This window comes from Eubacterium sp. F2, assembly GCF_046244355.1.
GTDB lineage: Bacteria > Bacillota > Clostridia > Peptostreptococcales > Anaerovoracaceae > Aminicella.
Genome location: NZ_CP176393.1, coordinates 1,661,381 through 1,680,229, shown reverse-complemented (window position 1 = coordinate 1,680,229; position 18,849 = coordinate 1,661,381). Strand labels below are relative to the sequence as shown.

The window sequence follows — 18,849 nt, the reverse complement described above, 5'->3', positions numbered from 1 at the left end:
ATTTTTTATTACAATATTCTGAAATTATAGATTTACTAATGCGAAGGCTTACTTCTTGCCTGGTGATTTTTGTCCGAAAAAACTGGAGGCGGCGGAACAGGTCGTCCTGCCGCCTCCGCAGCCTTATCGGAAGTAAAAGTATAGGAGTTGTGTATATGATATTAATTTCCAGCTTCTTTAGCGATCTGCGCGGTGATCTTCAGATATTCATCGATATCGGAAGGTCCGTAGCAGTGCAGCGGGGAAACACGGATGGCTCCGGCTTCCTGGATGCCCAGTGTGTTGATGATGCGCTCAGAATACGGGCTGCTCTTCATGCGCTCGAACACGGTGATGCCGCGGTTCAGATAAGTCTCTGCGAGCTTCGGCAGTTCAATTCCCTTGATGCCCATGGCAACGATCAGGTCTTTCTTTGTCAGATCTTCAATGTCGGTGTAAACCATGACGCCCGGGATATGTCTGAGTCCCGGAACCTCATCGCTTCCCTCAAGCATTCTGTACAGAAGGGCTCTTTCCTGAAGATGAATGTGCTTCATGCCTTCTGCATACTGCTCTCTCAGGGTCTTCAGCTCCGGTGAGAAATGAAGTCCGATCTCTGCGACATATTTAATTACTGCCATCATGGCGGCGAAGTTGCCCGGTGCCGGTGTACCCAGCTGCCAGATATCCGCATCCTTGCACTTTAATCTTGGGTGGAACATGGAAGCAACACGCGGTGAAACATAAGCGTAGCCGCAGCCTCTCACACTGAAGAACTTATACGGCGCAAAGTTGCAGACATCGACATTCCAGTCTTCTACATCGATCAGGGCGTGCGGTGCGTGCTGCACGGCATCGCTGACCACGTAGATGTCCGGGTTGATCTCATGAACTCTTCTGGAGATTTCCTTGATGTCCATGATGTTTCCGGAAATATTGGAAGCGGCCATGATGCTGACCAGAACGGTGTCCTTGTCCACGTGACGCAGAACTTCTTCTACATCGATTCCGCCGGTTTCAGGATTAGCAGGAACCTCGCGGAACTCTCTTCCGGTCTTCTTACATGCATATTCTACTGCGTCATGAGCGGAAGGGTGCTCAAGAAGTGAGGTAACCGCATTCTTACCCCAGTCTGCATTTTCCAGGATTGTTGTAACAGCCTGGAACATGCACTGGGAAGCAGTAAGTTCGGATATCAGAGCTCCGGAATGAGCGCCGAAGATGACTTCCATGATTTCCTTCGTTCCCTCTGAAACATAATAGGAAAGTCCGTAACCTCTGCCGCGGTTTCTCTCCGGGCAGTCCGGAAATGCTTCCAGCGTGGTTTTCTTCTCTACGGCATCTCTCAGTCTGAGGGATCCTCCGGAATTCTCAAAGAAGAGGCGGTGTCCGTCTGCAGGATCTGCATCTGCATAGCAGAATTTATTTTCTAAAGTCTTCTGGTATTCATCGTCAAAGAATACACCTTTAATCTCGTTACTCAAGGTATTATCCTCCTATTCAATAATAAGTGGATGCCTGAAGGCATCTTGCCTTTCCCCTGTGAAAACAATAACACAAATGTACATAGTTGAAAAATGAATTAAATTAAGATATATTATACGCGTCACGTATTATACAACATTGAATGCAGGGAAGCTATTCCAAAAGCATAAACTAAATTTTCCTTTTTACAAGATTGTGAGGCGAACTCATGAATAACACAGATATTGAAACCTTTCTCATGCTGGTAAACACCAAAAATATTACCCGGACAGCAAAAAACCTTTACATTTCCCAGCCGACCGTAAGCCGGAGATTAAAACAGCTGGAAAACGAGCTGGGCTATCCCCTGGTCAATCGTGAAAAAGGAGAAAAGCAGATTTCCCTGACTCCGGCCGGAGAAAACTTTATCCCGCTTGCGGAGCGCTGGATGGCGCTCTGGAGAAAAATGAAAGAAGCCGGCGAAGAAAATCAGAGACACTACCTTTCTATCGGCTGCACCGACACCTTTAACAGCGCGATTCTCCTTCCTCTATATGAAACTCTGTGGAATACGAAGAGAAATGAACTCTGCATGAATATCAGCACCCATTACTCTGTACAGCTTTACGACATGCTGGAAAATCATGAGATCGATCTTGGATTTGTCTTCCACTATCTGGATTACAAGAGCATTACAGCAGAACCGATCCTCGAGGAAGATATGTTCATCGTTCAGCCGAATAACAGTTTCGCGGTCAGAAAGCCGGTCATTCTTACCGATGAACTGAACCTGGATAATGAAATCTACCTGAGCTGGGAGTCCCGCTATGAAATCTGGCATAACCAGTGGGTGCAGAAAGACCGCCGCCCCGGTATCGAAGCGGATACCTATCTGCTGCTTCAGTGCCTGCTGAAAGCACCGGGCTCCTGGGCCATCGCACCGTTCTCTGTGGTGCGTAAACTCCAGAGTCAGTCGGATATCTATGTCAGCCGCATCGGAAATGAGGTCCAGCCGCCGAGACGCGTGACCTATATGATCCGCAATAAATTTGAAAACGCATCGGTCAACGAGTCACTGATGCATTTCACCTTTACGCTCCGGACCTTCCTTCGCGACAGTTACCGGGATTACAAGGACAGTATCCGGATTTTTGAATCTTGATTTTTAAATCAGATTTGCTATCAAAAACAAACGCCGGACAGATATAAAGATCTTACATAGATTTCAAAGCCACCGTGAATTTTCTTTTCTAATTCAGGAAATCATGTTTTCAAATCCGGCGTTTTTTATTCTTTTCACCCCAGTTCATATGCATTCATTTATTTTTCGTATATATTACATTGAATATATTCATTTTACGCAGATTTGATTATCTGATATATTTGCCTTGACAGAAAGTTGACAAGCAGAGCAGGAACTGTATTCCGACAATTCAAAAGAAATCATTTCTGCTCCGTCCTCATATCCCATCTATAACTGAAAAATATTATGAAAGGAGGATCTCGTGGACTGTAAGATTTTACTCTGTGGAGATTCTGCTGTCAGCGTCGTTATGGGCGATGAAATCAGTCTGGATGTAAACCGTCTGGTGCTCCGCCTTCAGAAAAGTCTGGATGAACATCCTGTTGAAGGAATTATCGAAGTGATCCCTTCCTATTCTTCTCTGATGATTCAGTACGACCCGATGATTCTGAGTTATGAAAATCTCTGCGAGGAAATTCAGAAACATGCGGACGACATGCCAGAAATCGAGGACAAAAACACCCTGGTCAAGGAAATCCCGATCTGCTATGAAGGCGAACTCGGACCGGACCTGGAAGAATGTGCCCGTCTTCAGGGATGCAGCACAGAAGAAGTCATCCGGATGCATTCCTCACATTTATATTACGTCTACATGCTCGGCTTTGCGCCGGGTCATCCATATGCGGCAAGATTTGAAGAGCCATTCGCTTTCAAGAGACGCCCGGAACCAAGACTGAAGATTCCTGGAAGATCCGTTGTCGTTCAGCAGAACCTGTCTGACCTGATCCCGTTCGATCAGCCTTGCGGCTGGAACATCATCGGAACAACTCCGCTGAATATCACAGACTTCTCCAGAAAGGATCCCTTCCTGGTTTACGCAGGAGAATGGACCAGATACATTCCGGTATCAAGATCCGAATACGACCTGATCCGTAAGGACGTCGAAGCCGGAACCTACCAGGTAAAAGCATATAAAAAGGAGGCGGCAGAGAAATGAGCATCTATGTAGAATCTCCGGGTATGCAGACAACCGTACAGGATTACGGAAGAACCGGATACCAGAAATTCGGTATTTCCCCTGCCGGCCCGATGGATACCAGATCATTTGCTATCGCAAACATCCTGGTGGGAAACACCAATGGTGAAGCCGGTCTGGAAGCCGCTTTTACCGGCCCGACACTGAGGTTTGATCAGGACAACGTCATCTGCGTGACAGGCGGCGATCTTCAGCCGAGATTAAACGGACAGAAGCTTCCGATGTATCAGGCCGTTTCTGTAAAAGCCGGCGACAAGCTGTCCTTTAAAGGCATGAACGGACACGGATGCAGAGCCTACATTGCATTTGCAGGCGGCCTTGACGTCCCAGTCGTCATGGGAAGCCGCAGCACACTGATGAAAAACAGCATCGGCGGACTGGAAGGCAGAAACCTGAAAACAGGAGATCAGATCGGATTCCTGAAACCAGTCTCCGAATATCCGGATATGGACGAGCGTAACGCCTGGCCGGAAAAATTCGGCGCGAAGACGATCACACTCCGCGTACTTCCGGGGCCTCAGGATTTCGAGTTCACCCGCGACGATCAGCTGGACTTCTACTGGTTTGACGCAGAAATCACCAACGACTTCGACCGCATGGGCGCGCGCCTGAGAATCCAGCACTCTCTGCAAGGTCTGCATGACGGAAACATCATCTCCGACGGCATCGCCTTCGGTTCCATCCAGGTACCGACCAACGGCCAGCCGATCATCATGATGGCCGATCGTCAGGGCATCGGCGGATACGCGAAGATCGGAACCGTCATCAGCACGGACCTTCCGCTTCTGGCCCAGTCCATGCCGGGAACCCATATCCATTTCATCAAGATGGACATCCGCACAACGCATAACGTTTACCGCCGTGCCATGGAAGAACTGATGGATCTGAACCAGCAGCTCAACGGCACACGGAATTTTCAATAGCAATTATCCATTTTTATCAGACAAAATTCACACAGCAAGGAAAGGAGCTGCGCAATGAAAATTGTAATTCTTGACGGATATACAGAAAACCCTGGGGACCTGAGCTGGGACGCCCTGAAAGCTATCGGAGAAACAACTATTTACGACCGCACAAGCCTCACCGATGAAAACGAAATCGCAGAGAGAATCGGAGACGCGGACATCGCGATCACCAATAAGACACCGATTTCCAAGGCAACCATCGACCGCTGCCCGAATCTGAAGTTCATCGCCGTTCTGGCAACCGGATACAATGTCATCGACATCGCTTACGCAAAGGAAAAAGGCATTCCGGTTTCCAACGTACCAGTGTACGGAACGCGTTCTGTAAGCCAGTTCGCTATCGCGCTGCTCCTGGAGATCTGCCACCACATCGGTCATCATTCCAAGACCGTTCATGAAGGAAAATGGGAGAACTGCGCAGACTGGTGCTACTGGGATTACCCTCTGATCGAGCTTGCCGACAAGACTTACGGACTTCTGGGATGCGGAAATATCGGCATCCACACCGCGGCAATCGCACGCGCACTGGGCATGAACGTCATCGCATTCGACGGAAAAGAGCGTGACGAAGCCAAGGAAATGGGCGTAAAGTACGTTGACCTCGACACCCTCTTCAGAGAGTCCGATGTCCTGGGTCTGCAGATGCCGCTCTTCCCGTTCAATGAGGGAATCATCAACAAAGAAAACATCGCCAAGATGAAAGACGGCGTTATCATCATCAATAACAGCCGCGGCCAGATGGTCGTTGAACAGGATCTGGCCGACGCACTGAACAGCGGAAAAGTTGCCGCAGCCGGCCTGGATGTCGTATCCACAGAGCCGATCAAGGGCGACAACCCGCTGCTGAAAGCAAAGAACTGCATCATCACCCCGCACATGTCCTGGGGCTCTAAAGAGAGCCGCCAGCGCATCATGAACACAACGGTTGACAACCTGAATGCATTCCTCTCCGGAAATCCGATCAACGTAGTCAACAAGTAACTCTACCTTTATTAAGGCCGGAAAGAAGGGATGTTCAGAAACAGAACACACTCCTCTTCTTTCATTCCCTCTTCCCGGCCGGAATTTTATCTGATCTTGTATTTTTTCGGCCAAACAGCCGTTATGAGCAGAAAAGATCCGACTCTGCAGAGTCAGAATCCGCTGCCTTTTCCCCGATCAAACAGCAGAAAACCAAATATTTTGTTTTCTGTCAGGCGGATGTCGGAATCTTCTGCTCCAAACAGAAGGAGAATAACATGTATAAAATCGATCTGAACAGTGATATCGGCGAAAGCTTCGGTAATTACACCATTGGAAATGATGCAGGCATCATTCCTCTGATCACCGCCGCAAACGCTGCCTGCGGATATCATGCAGGCGATCCGATGGTCATGGATAAGGTTGCCCGCATGGCAGCGGAAAACCATGTTGCCCTCGGCGCACATCCTGGATATCCGGATCTGATGGGATTCGGCAGAAGAAAAATGAACCTTTCCTATGATGAAGTCAAGAACTACGTAAAGTACCAGATCGGCGCTCTCGGCGCTTTCGCAAAAACATACGGTCTGAAGCTTCACCATGTTGCTCCGCACGGGGCTATGGGAAACCAGTGCCAGAACGACGAACAGATTTCCAACGCAATTATAGACGCAGTCCTGGACTACGACCCGGACCTGATCATCTACTACTGCGCAGGAGCCGTTCTCGGAGAGATTGCAGAAGACAGAGGCCTGCGCACTTGCTGTGAAATCTTTGCTGACAGAGCCTACATGGATGACCTGTCCCTGGTTCCACGCAAAATGGAAGGCGCAATGATCACCGATGAGGACCTGGCTATCCGCCGCTGCATCCGCATGGTAAAAGAAGGAAAAGTTACATCAATCAACGGAAAAGAACTGGACATCAAGGGACAGACTCTCTGCGTTCACGGAGACGGCGAAAAGGCTCTTCTCTTCGTTCAGAAAATCCGCAAGGCATTCACGGATGAAGGCATCTCCATCCAGACATTCGAGTAAAGGAGAAATACTATGGCAAAAAGTAAAACAGACAAGAAGCCTGCTTCTGTCATAAAGAAAATGATGATCGCCCTGATCGGCGGACTCATCGTGGGATTACTCTTCATGTTCCTCCACCAGCACCTGGTGGATACCGGACAGACGAAAACCTGGAATACGATCAACATGCTCCTCTTCCAGGACATCACCGTACCAGAAGGCGTTCATGCCATCGGTATTTTCTACATCATCGGACAGCTGTTCATGAAAGGACTGCAGCTTGCCATCGTTCCTCTGGTCCTGGTTTCTCTGAGCCTTGCGATGAACAGCATCTCAAGCTCCACCAAGCTCGGAAGAATCGCCGGAAAGACCCTGATCGGATTCTTCGGGTTCTACTGCACGGGCGCATTCTTTGCCTGCCTGGTCGCTTTTCTCATGAAGAATGCCGGATTCTTCAGCATTCACCTGCCTAAGTCCGTGGCAAAAGCGCAGACAATCGACGCATTCAACCCGATTGCCGTAATCGTAAATGCCGTTCCATCCAATATCACAGAAGCATGCAGCACAAACAACTCCATTCTGGCCGTTGTTGTAGTCGCAATTATTCTGGGCCTCTGCATGAACAAGCTCGGTGAAAAGACAGAGCCGCTGAAGAAAGTTCTCCAGTCTCTGAATGAAATCATCACCCTGTACCTGAACTTCCTGATCAACAAGGTCGGACCGTTCGCCATCTTCTGCCTGATTTCCCGTACATTCGCGATCTACGGAGCAGAATACCTGAAGCCGGCAGCAGCATACGTCATCGGCGCTATGCTCACCCTCTTCGTCCTGGTATGCACCATCTACCCGATCGGCATCTGGCTGACAACCCGCCTGAATCCGTTCAAGTTCATGAAGAAGATCGCCAAAGTCGGCGTATTCGGATTCTCCACCAACTCCTCCGCTGCTACCCTTCCGATCAACACCAAGACCTGTGAAGAAGAACTCGGATGCAGCAAGGAAATCACAAGCTTTGTCCTGCCAACTGGTATGACCATCAACATGAACGGTACCACCGTCATGCACATGTTCGCCGTAACCTTCATCGCTACAGCAGCTGGAATTCACGTTACGCCTGCCAACATGGTCGTCATGGCCTTCCTGTCCATCTGCGCAGCAGCTGGTACACCGGCTATTCCGATCGCAGGAACCACAATGATCTTCACCGTTCTTTCCGGAATGGGCTGGACCAACGAACTCTGCCTCATCGGCTACGCCCTGGTTGTAGCTATCAACCGTCCGGTTGAGATGGCACTGCTCCCGCTGAACGTTATCGGCGACGCAACAGTAAACGTCATCGTCAACAAGAAAGAAGGCGAACTGGACGAGGAAGTTTATAACTCCTAACTGGACAGAAAATATTTGTTCCCTTCTTTGAATCATGAACAGAAAACCCGGGTTACCACACACGAACAAAATCTGTGCGGATGCCCGGGTTTTTCTGTGAGCTGCAGCAGCCTCTGCGTAGAACGCCTCCCGGCTCCCTTCGCGCATACTCACATGCAAACAGCTTCTCTATCTGCTGTTTCCATATTCTGCCTCCATTACGATGTGCTATTTCCATATAACTGTATTATAATCCTATTCTTCACAATTCCAATTATGCTCTCAATCCCATCCGCACTAACTATTAGTCATATCAATAACGCTGCCCTCTGCTTTAGCTGTTTATTCCCCGGAAAATATAGTAGAATGGAGAAAGTGATTAATTACAGACAGGAGGATATGAAATGAGTGATACACACGAAACAGTGAAGGAATATTACAGCAGTGTCAGCACGGAAAAGAACGGCCAGCTGGAGACTTCGGTCTGCTGCTGTTCTTCCCACGGCATGAGCGATCAGGTGAAAGCAATTTCCGCCCAGCTGCCGGACGAGATCCTCACGAAGTATTACGGCTGCGGATCTCCGCTTCCGGACGCACTTGAAGGATGCACCGTTCTGGACCTGGGCTGCGGCACAGGCCGTGACTGCTATGTTGCGGCAAAACTCGCCGGGCCAGAAGGACACGTTATCGGCATCGACATGAACGACGACCAGCTCGCCATTGCGAATAAATATAAAGAGGAAATGGCTGAAAAATGGGGATTTGATAATGTTGAGTTCAAAAAAGGATTTATCGAGGATCTGAAAAGCGCGGGAATTGAAGACGGGTCTGTCGACGTCGTCATCTCCAACTGTGTCATCAATCTTGCCGATGAAAAGCAGAAGGTTTTCAGCGAAATCTGGCGCGTTCTGAAGAAGGGCGGAGAACTCTACTTCAGTGATATTTTTGCAGACAGAAGAGTTCCAGATGAAATCAACCACGATCCTGTACTTCTGGGTGAGTGCCTGGGCGGAAGCATGTACGTAGAAGATTTCCGCAGAATGCTGTATAAAACAGGCTGGAACGACTACCGCGTCGTTTCCTGCACACCGGCACCGATCAACAACAAAGAAATCGAAGCCAAGGTCGGAAATATCGGCTACACTTCTGATACGATCCGCGCCGTCAAACTTCCGGATTACATCGAAGACGCCGCAGAAAACTACGGCCAGTTTGTCCGCTACAATGGCGGCATCGAAGGACATGAACATAACTGGGATCTGGACATGAACCACAGATTCTATAAAGATCTGCCGGTTTCCGTTTCCGGAAATACCTGTGCCATGCTGGAGCACACCAGATTCAGCAAGTACTTCACCATTTTCGGCGACCGCAGCCATCACTTCGGATGGTTTGAAGAGCCAGAAGGCGGATGCTGTGACGATGGCGGTGATGACGAAGGCGGATGCTGCTGCTAGGCGTATTCATTCTCTCCTCTGCACAGCAGACGGGACTGCTGTACGAAACATGAATGCGCACGCACACAGGCAAGCAGCCCCGTCTCCCGGCATAGAAATGATCAAAAACGCATTCAGGGATACGGTTACACATGGGCAACCGTATCCCTGTTTGTTGCTGCAATCCTGGTCGTCTTGCAGATCTTGGAAATTCTCTTTTCCAGGGCAGCTTTCATGTCCAGTTTTCCTTTGTCGCCGTGAACGAGCCAGATCAGGCTGCAGCCGCGCTCAGCGGCATCGACATAGGTATCCATCAGCTGCGGATACTGAGCATGGCTGCTGAAGCTGTCCAGACTCTTGACGCTGCAGCGGCAGCGGCAGGGCTTATGGTCAATGGTGAGTGTCCGCTGTTCCGAGCGGTGCTTGATTTTCCAACCCAGGCTGTCTTCTACCATATAGCCGCAGGTCAGAATACAGCAGTTCTTTCGCGGCAGGATTTCCTTCAGATACTGAACGGAGCGGCCCTGACTCAGCATGCTGGATGCAGAGCAGACGACTTTTGGCGACGGATCGGCGATGCAGGCAAGACTTTCATCACGGTCTTCAATGATGCGTATATTTTCCCAGCTCATCATTTCATCGAACTTTTCTTTTTCTTTTCCCCGCAGACTTCTGCTGTAGCAGCCGAGTAATTTAACGGCCAGCGGAGAATCTATTACGATAGGTATCTTAAAGGTCTTATCTTCATGGAAGATTTTCCAGAGCATATACAGCATGGTTTCCGTTCTCTGCATGGCAAAGGTCGGAATTAAGACTATTCCGTTATTTTCAATACATACTTCCCGGATGGTTTTCTCCATCAGTTCCAGATCCTTGCGCCGCTGGCACTTTTTGGCCGAACGCTTCGGATCGTTGTAGGTGGTTTCTCCGATCAGCATGGAGCATTTCACGACCGGCTGATAATCTTCGACAAAAGGCTGCTCGAACAGGGAGTTGCCCAGATCGCCGGTATAGCAGATCTTTTTCATCGTCCCTGATGGAAGGGTGATATAGAGTTCAATCTGGCAGGACCCGAAAATGTGTCCCGCAGGTACAAGACGGAAACTGACGTGATCCGTGATCCTGTGCATGGTCATTTCTTCGCATCCCCGGAAATGCGGAAGCGCCAGACTGACATCTTCCATGTTATAGACCGGTTTCTGCGCCGCAGAATTCTTTTTTGAAAGGATCCTTGCATCACGTTCCATAATTCTCGCCGAGTTCTCCAGAATCGGTCGGACGAATTCGACGCTTTCTTCAGAAATGTAATACGGACAGTCACCGCCTTCTGCCGCAAACTTAGGCAGCAGACAGAAATGATCCGCGTTCAGGTGGGATACGATCACCGCTGTAATATCCTTCGGCCTGAAGGGAAATTTCCGGCGGTTGATCTTGTACGCTTCAACGATATTTCCCGACTGATAAATTCCGCAGTCCAGCAGGATCTTCTCTCCGGACGGACATTCGACCAGATAGCAGGATCCGGTGACATCACTGGATGCCATGCCTGCGCAGCGTACCGTTACCTTCTCACTCAAAACTTTACGTGAAATAGGAATCACCTCCTGACAGGTGTTTTTTCTTAACTTTCTGGAAAAGAATGAATTCCCTTTCCCCCTTCATTATATCCACAAAAGCTAGAATTGTGTGTATTTTCCTTTAAAATTCATGTAAAGATTTCTTCAAGAAGCGAGGGTGTCAGCGCAGCCTCCAGATGCCCTCTTCAGAAATCACCAGATCCATCGGAAGATCGTGCTCTTCCGTCGGGATGTCTTCTCTCATGATTTCCTCCCGGCAGACGATTGCGCGGAGGGCTTCTGTTTTATTCAGATAGCGGTCGTAGAATCCCCCGCCGTAGCCGAGCCGCCTGCCGTCGTGACTGCAGCTGCAGCAGGGTACAATCGCCAGCTGGAATTCTTCTGGAGAAATCATGGCGCAGGATTCTTTCGGCTCCAGAATCCCCCAGGTTCCCGGCTTAAGATCCTCTTCAAGGCTGTTGATTTCATAGGCGTCCATCTTCCCGAGGCCATGGCAGCGCGGGACAGCGACCCGCTTCCCGTCCTTCAGCATCTTCTGAATCAGCTGATGCGTATCTACTTCCGTATCCATGCTGACGAAGCAGAAGACTGTATCTGCCTTCTGGTATTCCGGAAGGGAAAGAATCGCTTCGCGGATTTTTTCATCCGCCTGTCTGCTGTATTCCCTGTCCAGCGCTTTAACGGCCTCCTTCACCAGTGCCCGGATCCGTTTTTTCTCTGCCTTGATCTCCTGTGCTCCCATTTTCTTCTCCCGACGCGTCTTCCCTTAAAACGATTTTCAGAAAGAAATCCCGTCCCGGAATCTCTTTCTGTCTTTATACCCAAAGTATAGCAGATAATTCCAGGGCGGGATGCTGTCATCATGTTCTTTTTATTTTACAGACAGCGATTTCCCTTGCAGGTGTATTTTTTGTCCGGAGAAATTACTTAATATCAGGACTCCGGCTGCTTCTGGTCAGACCCGCCTTCATACAATCCTCTCCGATTGTATAAACACAGTTCAGTTGTAATATCTTGATATACATCCAGAACATAGGTTATAATAATTTGATATTTACAGGACTGAACGATTCAAAGCAGATTTTCTTTCGCCATTCTTTTCCCGGACAAAAACAAACAGCAAAAGAACAACGTGAATATTCTGGCCGGCACTGTGCTTCGGAGCGCCCTCTGCATCCAGAGCAGGTGCGGCCTTGAAAATATCAGGGGAGGAGTATATTTTGTCCATGATCTGGAAAATCTTCTTCCGGGACCTGAAACGGCTCGGATCCAATCTCATCGCTCTCGTCGTCATTATCGGCGTGTGCCTGATCCCGGCACTCTATGCCTGGTTCAACATTGCGGCCAATCTTGACCCCTACAGCCACACCAGAAACATCAAAATCGCGGTTGTGAATCTGGATCAGGGGGGAACACTAAATGCATCTGCCCTCTCCCCGTCTGCAAAGAATCAGCAGACGAACCTTGCGCTCGGCAGTATGGTAGTCAGCAATCTGAAGAAAAATGTCCAGCTGGGCTGGCAGTTCGTCGGCAGCCGGCAGGCCATGCGGGGCGTCCGGAGCGGAAAATACTATGCGGCAATCGTCATCCCGAGTAATTTTTCCTCCTCGATTCTCAGCATTCTGAACGGAAAAATTCACCGGCCGCAGATTATCTACTACAGCAATGAAAAGAAAAACGCAGTAGCGCCGAAGGTTACGGACACCGGTGCATCCACCATCCAGCTGAAAATCAACCAGACCTTCGTATCCGTCGTCTCGGACACCATTACGCAGGCGCTGGGAACTTACGTCGTGGACTCCCGCGGCAGGCTGACCAATGCAAAAAACAACGTCCTGTCCAGTCTTTCTTCTGCATCGGACAATCTTTCTGATTCCCAGAAAACCATCAGCAGTTTCCAGAGTAACTGCGCAGATGCACAGAAAACCATCTCCTCGACCTATAAACTGCTGGATCAGCTGGACAGTACATCGTCTGATGCCCTGACCACGGTCAATCATACAGAAAAGCTTCTGAAAGCTGCCAGAAAAAGCAGTTTAAGCTATGCAGGAACACTCAGCAGCTCTGCGGATACCGCTGCTGCAGCCATCAACAGCCTGCAGAATGATACGATGACATTCTCCGGAAAGCTGACCTCTTCCATCAGCCGGGCCAGCGCAGAAGTCGATTCTCAAATTGCGCAGATGAAGGCCATTATTAATTCTAATCAGGAAATGATCGACCAGATGGAAAGCCTGCATGAACTGCTGAAAACCGATACGAAGCTCTCTTCTGATATCACCCGGCAGATTACCCTTCTGAATGAGCAGAACGCAAAATGCAGAAAAATCCTTTCCGCGCTGAACTCTGCTAATTCTGCAGTCAGCAGGGCCAACAGACAGGCAGAGAATCTGAATTCCACGATCAGCAGTCTTGCATCAAACGGAAACAAAAACCTTCAGAAGATGAGAAACAGCCTGTACAACGGGAGCACGGAAACGGTGAATGAAAGCTTCAACTCTGCGATTTCCGCCTGTGACAGCGCAAAAAATATTTTCGAAGATCTGCCGTCTGACAACAGGCAGGTCAGAAGCACGCTGAAGGCCGTCAGCCAGGGCTTAAGCGACACCAGCAGCGCGCTGTCCGCTTCAAAAAGCACACTGACGGCCGCAAAGAAAGACCTGGACCAGATCCGGACGGATCTGAACACGCTGGTCTCTTCCGCGGCATATAAAAAGCTTTTGTCTTTGACAAACACGAACAAGAAGGAGCTTTCGTCCTTCCTGGCTGACCCGATCAAGATGCAGAGCCATGTTCTCTACCCAGTGAAAAATTACGGTTCTGCAATGACGCCTTTCTACACCGATCTGGCGATCTGGGTCAGTGGAATTATCCTGGCAGCCATTATCAAACTGCGTGCCGACGCGGACGATGAAATCCCGGAACTTACGGCTGCTCAGGCCTATTTCGGAAGATGGCTTCTCTTTATCTTCCTGGGGCTCATACAGGCAGCCATTATCGCAATTGGAGACCTGTATCTTCTTAAAGTGCAGTGCCTGCATCCGGTCTGGTTCGTCATTGCCTCACTGATCAGCTCATTCGTCTTCGTTTCCGTCGAGTATTCGCTCTGTCTGACCTTCAATCACATAGGAAGAGCACTCTGTGTGCTTCTGGTCATCCTGCAGATTCCGGCCTCCTCGGGAACCTATCCGATTGAGATGACGCCGCTGTTTTTCCAGCGCCTTCATCCTCTGCTGCCGTTTTCCTACAGTATCAATGCCCTGCGGGAAACCATCGCCGGATATTACGACCACACATACTGGAAGAATCTGGGCATCCTGATGATTTTTGCGGGGATGGCTCTGTTTTTCGGTCTCGTTGTTCACCGGGCCATTCTGAATCTGAACAACCTGTTCGACGACCGTCTTGCCAGAACCGGATTTATGAGCTGTGAAAAGGAAAGTTCGGTCAGAAGCCAGGCAAGTTTAAGCCAGATGCTGCAGATCCTGACCGAAGAACAGGAAGGACGCCAGGCCGTATTGGACCGGGGCATCCGCTTCGAGCAGAAATACCCGCGCCGGGTGAGAAGAGGCTTTCGCGCCATCCTCATCATCCCGCTGTTCTTCCTGATCCTGGCCTTTGCCATCAACCATAAACTTCTCTTCCTGTCCCTCTGGGTAATTTCCCTGGTGGTCATCGCGCTTTATCTGATCGTGCTGGAATATATCCACGACAACCTGATCAACCGCCTCGGCATCCGTGATGTTCCTCAGGAAGAACTCCTGCAGCGCATCCGGACCGCCGCCGCGAAAAGAAGAAAACGCCGGAAAGGAGATGATGACTAATGAAAAACATCATAAAAATTTTCATGGGCGACATCAGCCGTCTGAAGAACAATGTCATCGCCCTGATCGTCATCATGGGTCTTTCCGTTGTTCCCTGCCTCTATGCCTGGTTTAACATCGCCGCAAGCTGGGATCCCTACGGCAGCACCGACCAGATTAAGATCGCCGTCGTCAATTCCGACAAAGGCTACACCGGCGAGCTGATCCCTCTCAAGATCAATGTCGGTGAATCTGTAACCAATGAACTCCGGAAAAACACGAAAATGCACTGGGTCTTCACCACAGACAGGGAAGCCATGAACGGCGTAAAAAGCGGGGATTACTATGCGGCAATTGTGATTCCAGAAAGCTTCAGTGACGACATGATGAGCATGTTCAGCAGCAATGCCCACGCTACACGCATTCACTATTATGTCAACCAGAAAGAAAACGCCATCGCGCCAAAAGTAACCGATAAAACCGCCAGCACAATCAAACAGAGTATTAGTGAGAACTTTATGTCAACCATCGTTCAGGTAGAACTGGACCTGATGGACAGCCTGTCGAAACTCACCGGGACCACAAGCGGCACACAGCTTCTGACCAATTTCGAGAGCAATCTGAAAGACGCCCGCTCCTCCCTGCATTCGACGCAGACTATGATCCGCTCACTTTCAAACATGACCGGATCCCTGTCCTCCATCCTGAACACGACCTCTTCGATTCTGAAAAACTCCGGCGTTCACACAGGAAATACAGGAGACAAAATTAAAAAAATCAAGAAGAAAACAGATCTGACTTCCGCTTCACTGAAAGGAACGCTCTCCGGAATGGATCAGCTCACAAAACAACTGGATCAGGTCTATTCGCAGCTGGATAAACGGACTGATTCTGCCCTTTCCGACCTGAATAGCAGCGCAGAATCGGCAGATTCTTCCATTGCGGATATTCAGAGTGACGTCAGCACACTTCTGACGAAATACCAGACCGTGAGAAGCAACCTGCAGACCCTGGATGACGCAGTCCCTGCCTCCATGACCGCCGCCCACCGTGCCAACGCGAAAATTCTGGGCCGCATGGACAGCATCATTTCCCTGATGGAGCAGCTTAAGACTGACCTTTCCAACACCCGGACGGCCATTTCAGGTGGACAGAAAGACCTTTCTTCCTATCGCAGCAAGGTAAAAAATGACCTGAACAGGATCCACTCTGCCGTCTCAGGCCTGGATAAGAAATACGACAGCAGCTGGAAAACGGATCTTCAGAAGGCCTATTCATCCCTTCTGAAAACAGCAGATTCCCTGGATAAGACAGAAGATCTTCTCTCTTCTGTGTCTTCCAATGCGCTCTCCGTCAGCGCCGGAACATCCGGAAGCCTGAAACATCTGAACAGCCAGCTGAAAAAATCTGCTGCTCAGCTTCAGAACGCCGACGCGCAGCTCGGAAAAGTCATTAAAGGCATCCGCCGCGTCATCGCCACCGGCTCCCTTCAGGAACTGACGAAAATCATGGGAAATTCGTCATCTGATATCGGCTCTTTCCTTTCCGCTCCTGTGGAAGTGCAGAAAGTCGCCGTTTACAAGGTGGAAAATTACGGCTCCGCAATGGCGCCCTTCTATTCCACCCTGGCCATGTGGGTCGGCGCCGTCATGCTCATCGCACTGATGAAAACCGAGCTTTCAAAGAGCAGAAGACGGCTGATCAAGAATCTCCAGCCCCATGAATTCTATTTTGGACGGCTGATTCTGTTTACCATCATCGGACTGATTCAGGCAACGCTGATCACACTGGGAGATGTCCTCTATCTGCAGATTCAGTGTCTGCATCCCTTTCTGCTCCTGCTGGCCGGCTGGGTAACCAGCTTCGTGTACGTAAACATCATGTACACCTTCACCCTGTCTTTTGGAGATGTGGGAAAAGCCATCTGCGTTGTTCTGATGGTACTTCAGATTGCCGGCTCCGGAGGAACCTTCCCGATAGAGATGGCACCAAAGGCCTTCCGCATGATTTACCCCTTCCTGCCATTCGTCCACAGCATGACCGCCATGAGAGAGTGCATCGCCGGAATGTACGGAAATACATACTGGCTGTCGCTTCTGAAGCTCTGCTGCTGGCTGATTCCGATGCTGCTTCTGGGACTGGTCCTGAGAAAACCGGTTATCCGGATGAATGCATACTTTGAACGTAAACTGGAAGACACCAAACTGATGTAACGGCCAAAACCCCGCGCGGCCGCAAATTCTGCGGCAGGCGGGGCTTTCTTGATGTCGGCGTTACCGGGTGGATTTTGTCCTATCTGGACCGTCCATCAGCTCTGCGTAGGTGCTGACGATCTCGTTGGTTTCCTGGATCATCGGGAAAATATCTGCCTCATCGTCAAGATCGGCAATCTGCGAGGACCAGAAGGGCCCGAGCCTGGTGTTCACCTCAAAGGCACGCTGGAAACGGTCGTAATCGCTGGCGTACTGGCCCGCCAGCTGGAGATAGCAGGCGGACATCATCAGAAGCCAGCGGCTGCGGTCACTCTCCTGCTTTTCCTGCTGATAGAGTGTGTAGTAACGCTCGGACAGGCGCAGATGGTAAAGCTCATCGTTCTGCCAGCCGGAAATGACGGCATGGGGCGAAGCGGCCAGCATGTCCTGCTCGGCATCGGTCAGACTGTCCAGAAATTCCCGCTTTTCCTCCTCGCTCATCGCGGCTGCCCGCTGTTTCGCACGGCTGCGGACTTCCTGCTGGATCTTCTCGCCTTCCCGGTCAAAATCCGACTCATCAAGGTCGCCGGCCTGGATGCCGGAAAGCTGGCTCTGCCAGTCCTGCAGGGAATTCACAGCCTGGCGGTATGAATCGCCCTCCGGCTGACCGTTGTTTTTCTGTGCAGGTTCTTCATCAACGGCAAATTCCTGCGCTTCTTCATCGGTGTTTCTCCGTGTCATATCCATCTGCTTTATATACGCAGCCATTCCTTTCTGCGCGGAATCAAAATCATTATCCATGATAACATTTCCTCCTGAAAAAATATTCGGCAGAATTATCCTGCCGGACCGGGCGGTCAGGCCCAGATATAATCATACCACAAAACATACATATTTATTACATTCCCGCCTTGAGAATGTTGCAGATTTCTCCGGATATCCATTCACGCATAGATATTCGGTTCTGCGCTTTGCTCAAAAAACGGAATTCGACGAACCGCTCCAATTTTCTTCACACATTCATCACAAATCGTCTAAAAACCGTTGATCCAGATCGGACTCTCGCATTTTCATCAAAACCTAACAGGAGAATAGTTACCCTTCCCATCTGTGCTTCCTGTAATCATTACAAACCACCCTTCAAGTTCTCCGAATCCCTCTGACAGAGGCGGAAAACTCTACAATCTCACGCCCAGATAAAAATTCATTTGACAAATTCCCACTCCCGGTGCTATACTCAGCTCGTTATTTAAATTATTTTAAATAATAATTTTTAAATAAGATTTTTTAAGCATGCGTGGCGCAGGGGTGAGGGCCGGATACCACACACAGGGAAGCAATTCTTCCGCCGCTTCCCATCGGATCATCAGCCGGATACCCGGGCAGGCACCCCCTGCATAAGCGCAGCTTGAGAAGAAGCCGGCTTTCCGGCACAGGAGGGAAACGCGGGAACCAATCCCCGGCTTCCTGCCCAGAAGACCCTGAAGAGATCCGTCTCGGAAGCGTCTGAATCACGGCAATCCTGCTGCGCTGACAGTCAGGCAGTCAGAAAAAAAGGAGATTAAAAATGACATTCGATAAAATCAAAGAAGTAATGGTTGACACTCTGAGCGTTGAAGCAGATAAGATTGATCTGGAATCCAGACTGGATGAGGATCTGGGCATCGATTCCCTGGACGCGGTTGAACTTTCCATGGCCCTGGAAGAAGAATTTGACATCAAGATTCCGGATGACGAACTCCCGGACCTGAAAAAAGTCAGCGACATTGTAAAACTCGTAGACAAGCTGAAGAAGTAATTCGAGGCGCACAAT

Annotated in this window: 14 protein-coding genes; 10 read left to right on the top strand and 4 right to left on the bottom strand. The window is 49.8% G+C overall.

Going from position 1 to position 18,849, the window contains the following annotated elements; translation table 11 throughout:
* Positions 1-161: 161 nt before the first annotated feature.
* Positions 162-1,463, bottom strand: a complete 1,302-nt coding sequence (locus tag ACI77B_RS07040; protein ID WP_409336175.1) for an aminotransferase class V-fold PLP-dependent enzyme — start codon at positions 1,461-1,463, stop codon at positions 162-164.
* A 209-nt stretch (positions 1,464-1,672) separates the two neighbouring features.
* On the opposite strand from ACI77B_RS07040, the gene ACI77B_RS07035 reads away from it, so the two are divergent.
* From ACI77B_RS07035 to ACI77B_RS07005, 7 genes are all read left to right on the top strand, one after another.
* The gene (locus tag ACI77B_RS07035) at positions 1,673-2,605 is read left to right on the top strand and encodes a LysR family transcriptional regulator (protein ID WP_409336174.1); all 933 of its coding nucleotides are present in this window, start codon (positions 1,673-1,675) and stop codon (positions 2,603-2,605) included.
* A 343-nt stretch (positions 2,606-2,948) separates the two neighbouring features.
* Entirely contained in the window at positions 2,949-3,683 is a 735-nt protein-coding gene (pxpB, locus tag ACI77B_RS07030; protein ID WP_409336173.1) for a 5-oxoprolinase subunit PxpB, read from the top strand.
* Positions 3,680-4,645 (top strand): biotin-dependent carboxyltransferase family protein, encoded by a 966-nt coding sequence (locus ACI77B_RS07025; protein WP_409336172.1) that lies wholly within the window; start codon positions 3,680-3,682, stop codon positions 4,643-4,645. Before pxpB ends, ACI77B_RS07025 begins: the two co-directional genes overlap by 4 nt.
* 54 nt (positions 4,646-4,699) lie before the next feature.
* A complete protein-coding gene (locus ACI77B_RS07020; RefSeq protein WP_409336171.1) occupies positions 4,700-5,668 on the top strand; it encodes a D-2-hydroxyacid dehydrogenase in 969 nt (322 codons plus the stop codon).
* Between the two features lie 257 nt (positions 5,669-5,925).
* Positions 5,926-6,684 (top strand): LamB/YcsF family protein, encoded by a 759-nt coding sequence (locus ACI77B_RS07015; RefSeq protein ID WP_178263997.1) that lies wholly within the window; start codon positions 5,926-5,928, stop codon positions 6,682-6,684.
* Between the two features lie 12 nt (positions 6,685-6,696).
* Positions 6,697-8,049, top strand: coding sequence for a dicarboxylate/amino acid:cation symporter (locus ACI77B_RS07010; protein WP_409336170.1), 1,353 nt, complete (start codon positions 6,697-6,699; stop codon positions 8,047-8,049).
* Positions 8,050-8,432: 383 nt separating this feature from the next.
* On the top strand, positions 8,433-9,485 hold the full coding sequence (locus tag ACI77B_RS07005) for a methyltransferase domain-containing protein (RefSeq protein ID WP_409336169.1): 1,053 nt from the start codon (positions 8,433-8,435) through the stop codon (positions 9,483-9,485).
* Positions 9,486-9,610: 125 nt separating this feature from the next.
* Here the strand turns inward: ACI77B_RS07005 and ACI77B_RS07000 are convergent, their stop codons facing one another.
* Positions 9,611-11,008, bottom strand: coding sequence for an MBL fold metallo-hydrolase (locus ACI77B_RS07000; RefSeq protein ID WP_409336168.1), 1,398 nt, complete (start codon positions 11,006-11,008; stop codon positions 9,611-9,613).
* A gap of 193 nt (positions 11,009-11,201) precedes the next feature.
* Complete coding sequence (locus ACI77B_RS06995; protein WP_409336167.1) at positions 11,202-11,783, bottom strand: 5-formyltetrahydrofolate cyclo-ligase; 582 nt, start codon at positions 11,781-11,783, stop codon at positions 11,202-11,204.
* 451 nt (positions 11,784-12,234) lie between these two features.
* Between ACI77B_RS06995 and ACI77B_RS06990 the strand changes: the two genes are divergently transcribed.
* Complete coding sequence (locus ACI77B_RS06990; RefSeq protein WP_409336166.1) at positions 12,235-14,865, top strand: YhgE/Pip family protein; 2,631 nt, start codon at positions 12,235-12,237, stop codon at positions 14,863-14,865.
* Positions 14,865-17,057, top strand: coding sequence for a YhgE/Pip family protein (locus ACI77B_RS06985; protein ID WP_409336165.1), 2,193 nt, complete (start codon positions 14,865-14,867; stop codon positions 17,055-17,057). Before ACI77B_RS06990 ends, ACI77B_RS06985 begins: the two co-directional genes overlap by 1 nt.
* Positions 17,058-17,117: 60 nt before the next feature.
* Here the strand turns inward: ACI77B_RS06985 and ACI77B_RS06980 are convergent, their stop codons facing one another.
* A complete protein-coding gene (locus ACI77B_RS06980) occupies positions 17,118-17,837 on the bottom strand; it encodes a hypothetical protein (protein WP_409336164.1) in 720 nt (239 codons plus the stop codon).
* Between the two features lie 766 nt (positions 17,838-18,603).
* On the opposite strand from ACI77B_RS06980, the gene acpP reads away from it, so the two are divergent.
* Complete coding sequence (acpP, locus tag ACI77B_RS06975) at positions 18,604-18,834, top strand: acyl carrier protein (protein WP_178263989.1); 231 nt, start codon at positions 18,604-18,606, stop codon at positions 18,832-18,834.
* Positions 18,835-18,849 lie beyond the last annotated feature (15 nt).

What these genes read in the sequence shown, in the direction of transcription:
- ACI77B_RS07020 (WP_409336171.1), top strand. Translation starts at nt 4,700, where the DNA reads ATGAAAATTGTAATTCTTGACGGATATACAGAAAACCCTGGGGACCTG.
- ACI77B_RS07005 (WP_409336169.1), top strand. Translation starts at nt 8,433, where the DNA reads ATGAGTGATACACACGAAACAGTGAAGGAATATTACAGCAGTGTCAGC.
- acpP (WP_178263989.1), top strand. Translation starts at nt 18,604, where the DNA reads ATGACATTCGATAAAATCAAAGAAGTAATGGTTGACACTCTGAGCGTT.
- ACI77B_RS07015 (WP_178263997.1), top strand. Translation starts at nt 5,926, where the DNA reads ATGTATAAAATCGATCTGAACAGTGATATCGGCGAAAGCTTCGGTAAT.
- ACI77B_RS07025 (WP_409336172.1), top strand. Translation starts at nt 3,680, where the DNA reads ATGAGCATCTATGTAGAATCTCCGGGTATGCAGACAACCGTACAGGAT.
- ACI77B_RS06985 (WP_409336165.1), top strand. Translation starts at nt 14,865, where the DNA reads ATGAAAAACATCATAAAAATTTTCATGGGCGACATCAGCCGTCTGAAG.
- ACI77B_RS07000 (WP_409336168.1), bottom strand. Translation starts at nt 11,008, where the DNA reads ATGGCATCCAGTGATGTCACCGGATCCTGCTATCTGGTCGAATGTCCG.
- ACI77B_RS06980 (WP_409336164.1), bottom strand. Translation starts at nt 17,837, where the DNA reads ATGGATAATGATTTTGATTCCGCGCAGAAAGGAATGGCTGCGTATATA.
- ACI77B_RS06995 (WP_409336167.1), bottom strand. Translation starts at nt 11,783, where the DNA reads ATGGGAGCACAGGAGATCAAGGCAGAGAAAAAACGGATCCGGGCACTG.
- ACI77B_RS07035 (WP_409336174.1), top strand. Translation starts at nt 1,673, where the DNA reads ATGAATAACACAGATATTGAAACCTTTCTCATGCTGGTAAACACCAAA.
- ACI77B_RS07010 (WP_409336170.1), top strand. Translation starts at nt 6,697, where the DNA reads ATGGCAAAAAGTAAAACAGACAAGAAGCCTGCTTCTGTCATAAAGAAA.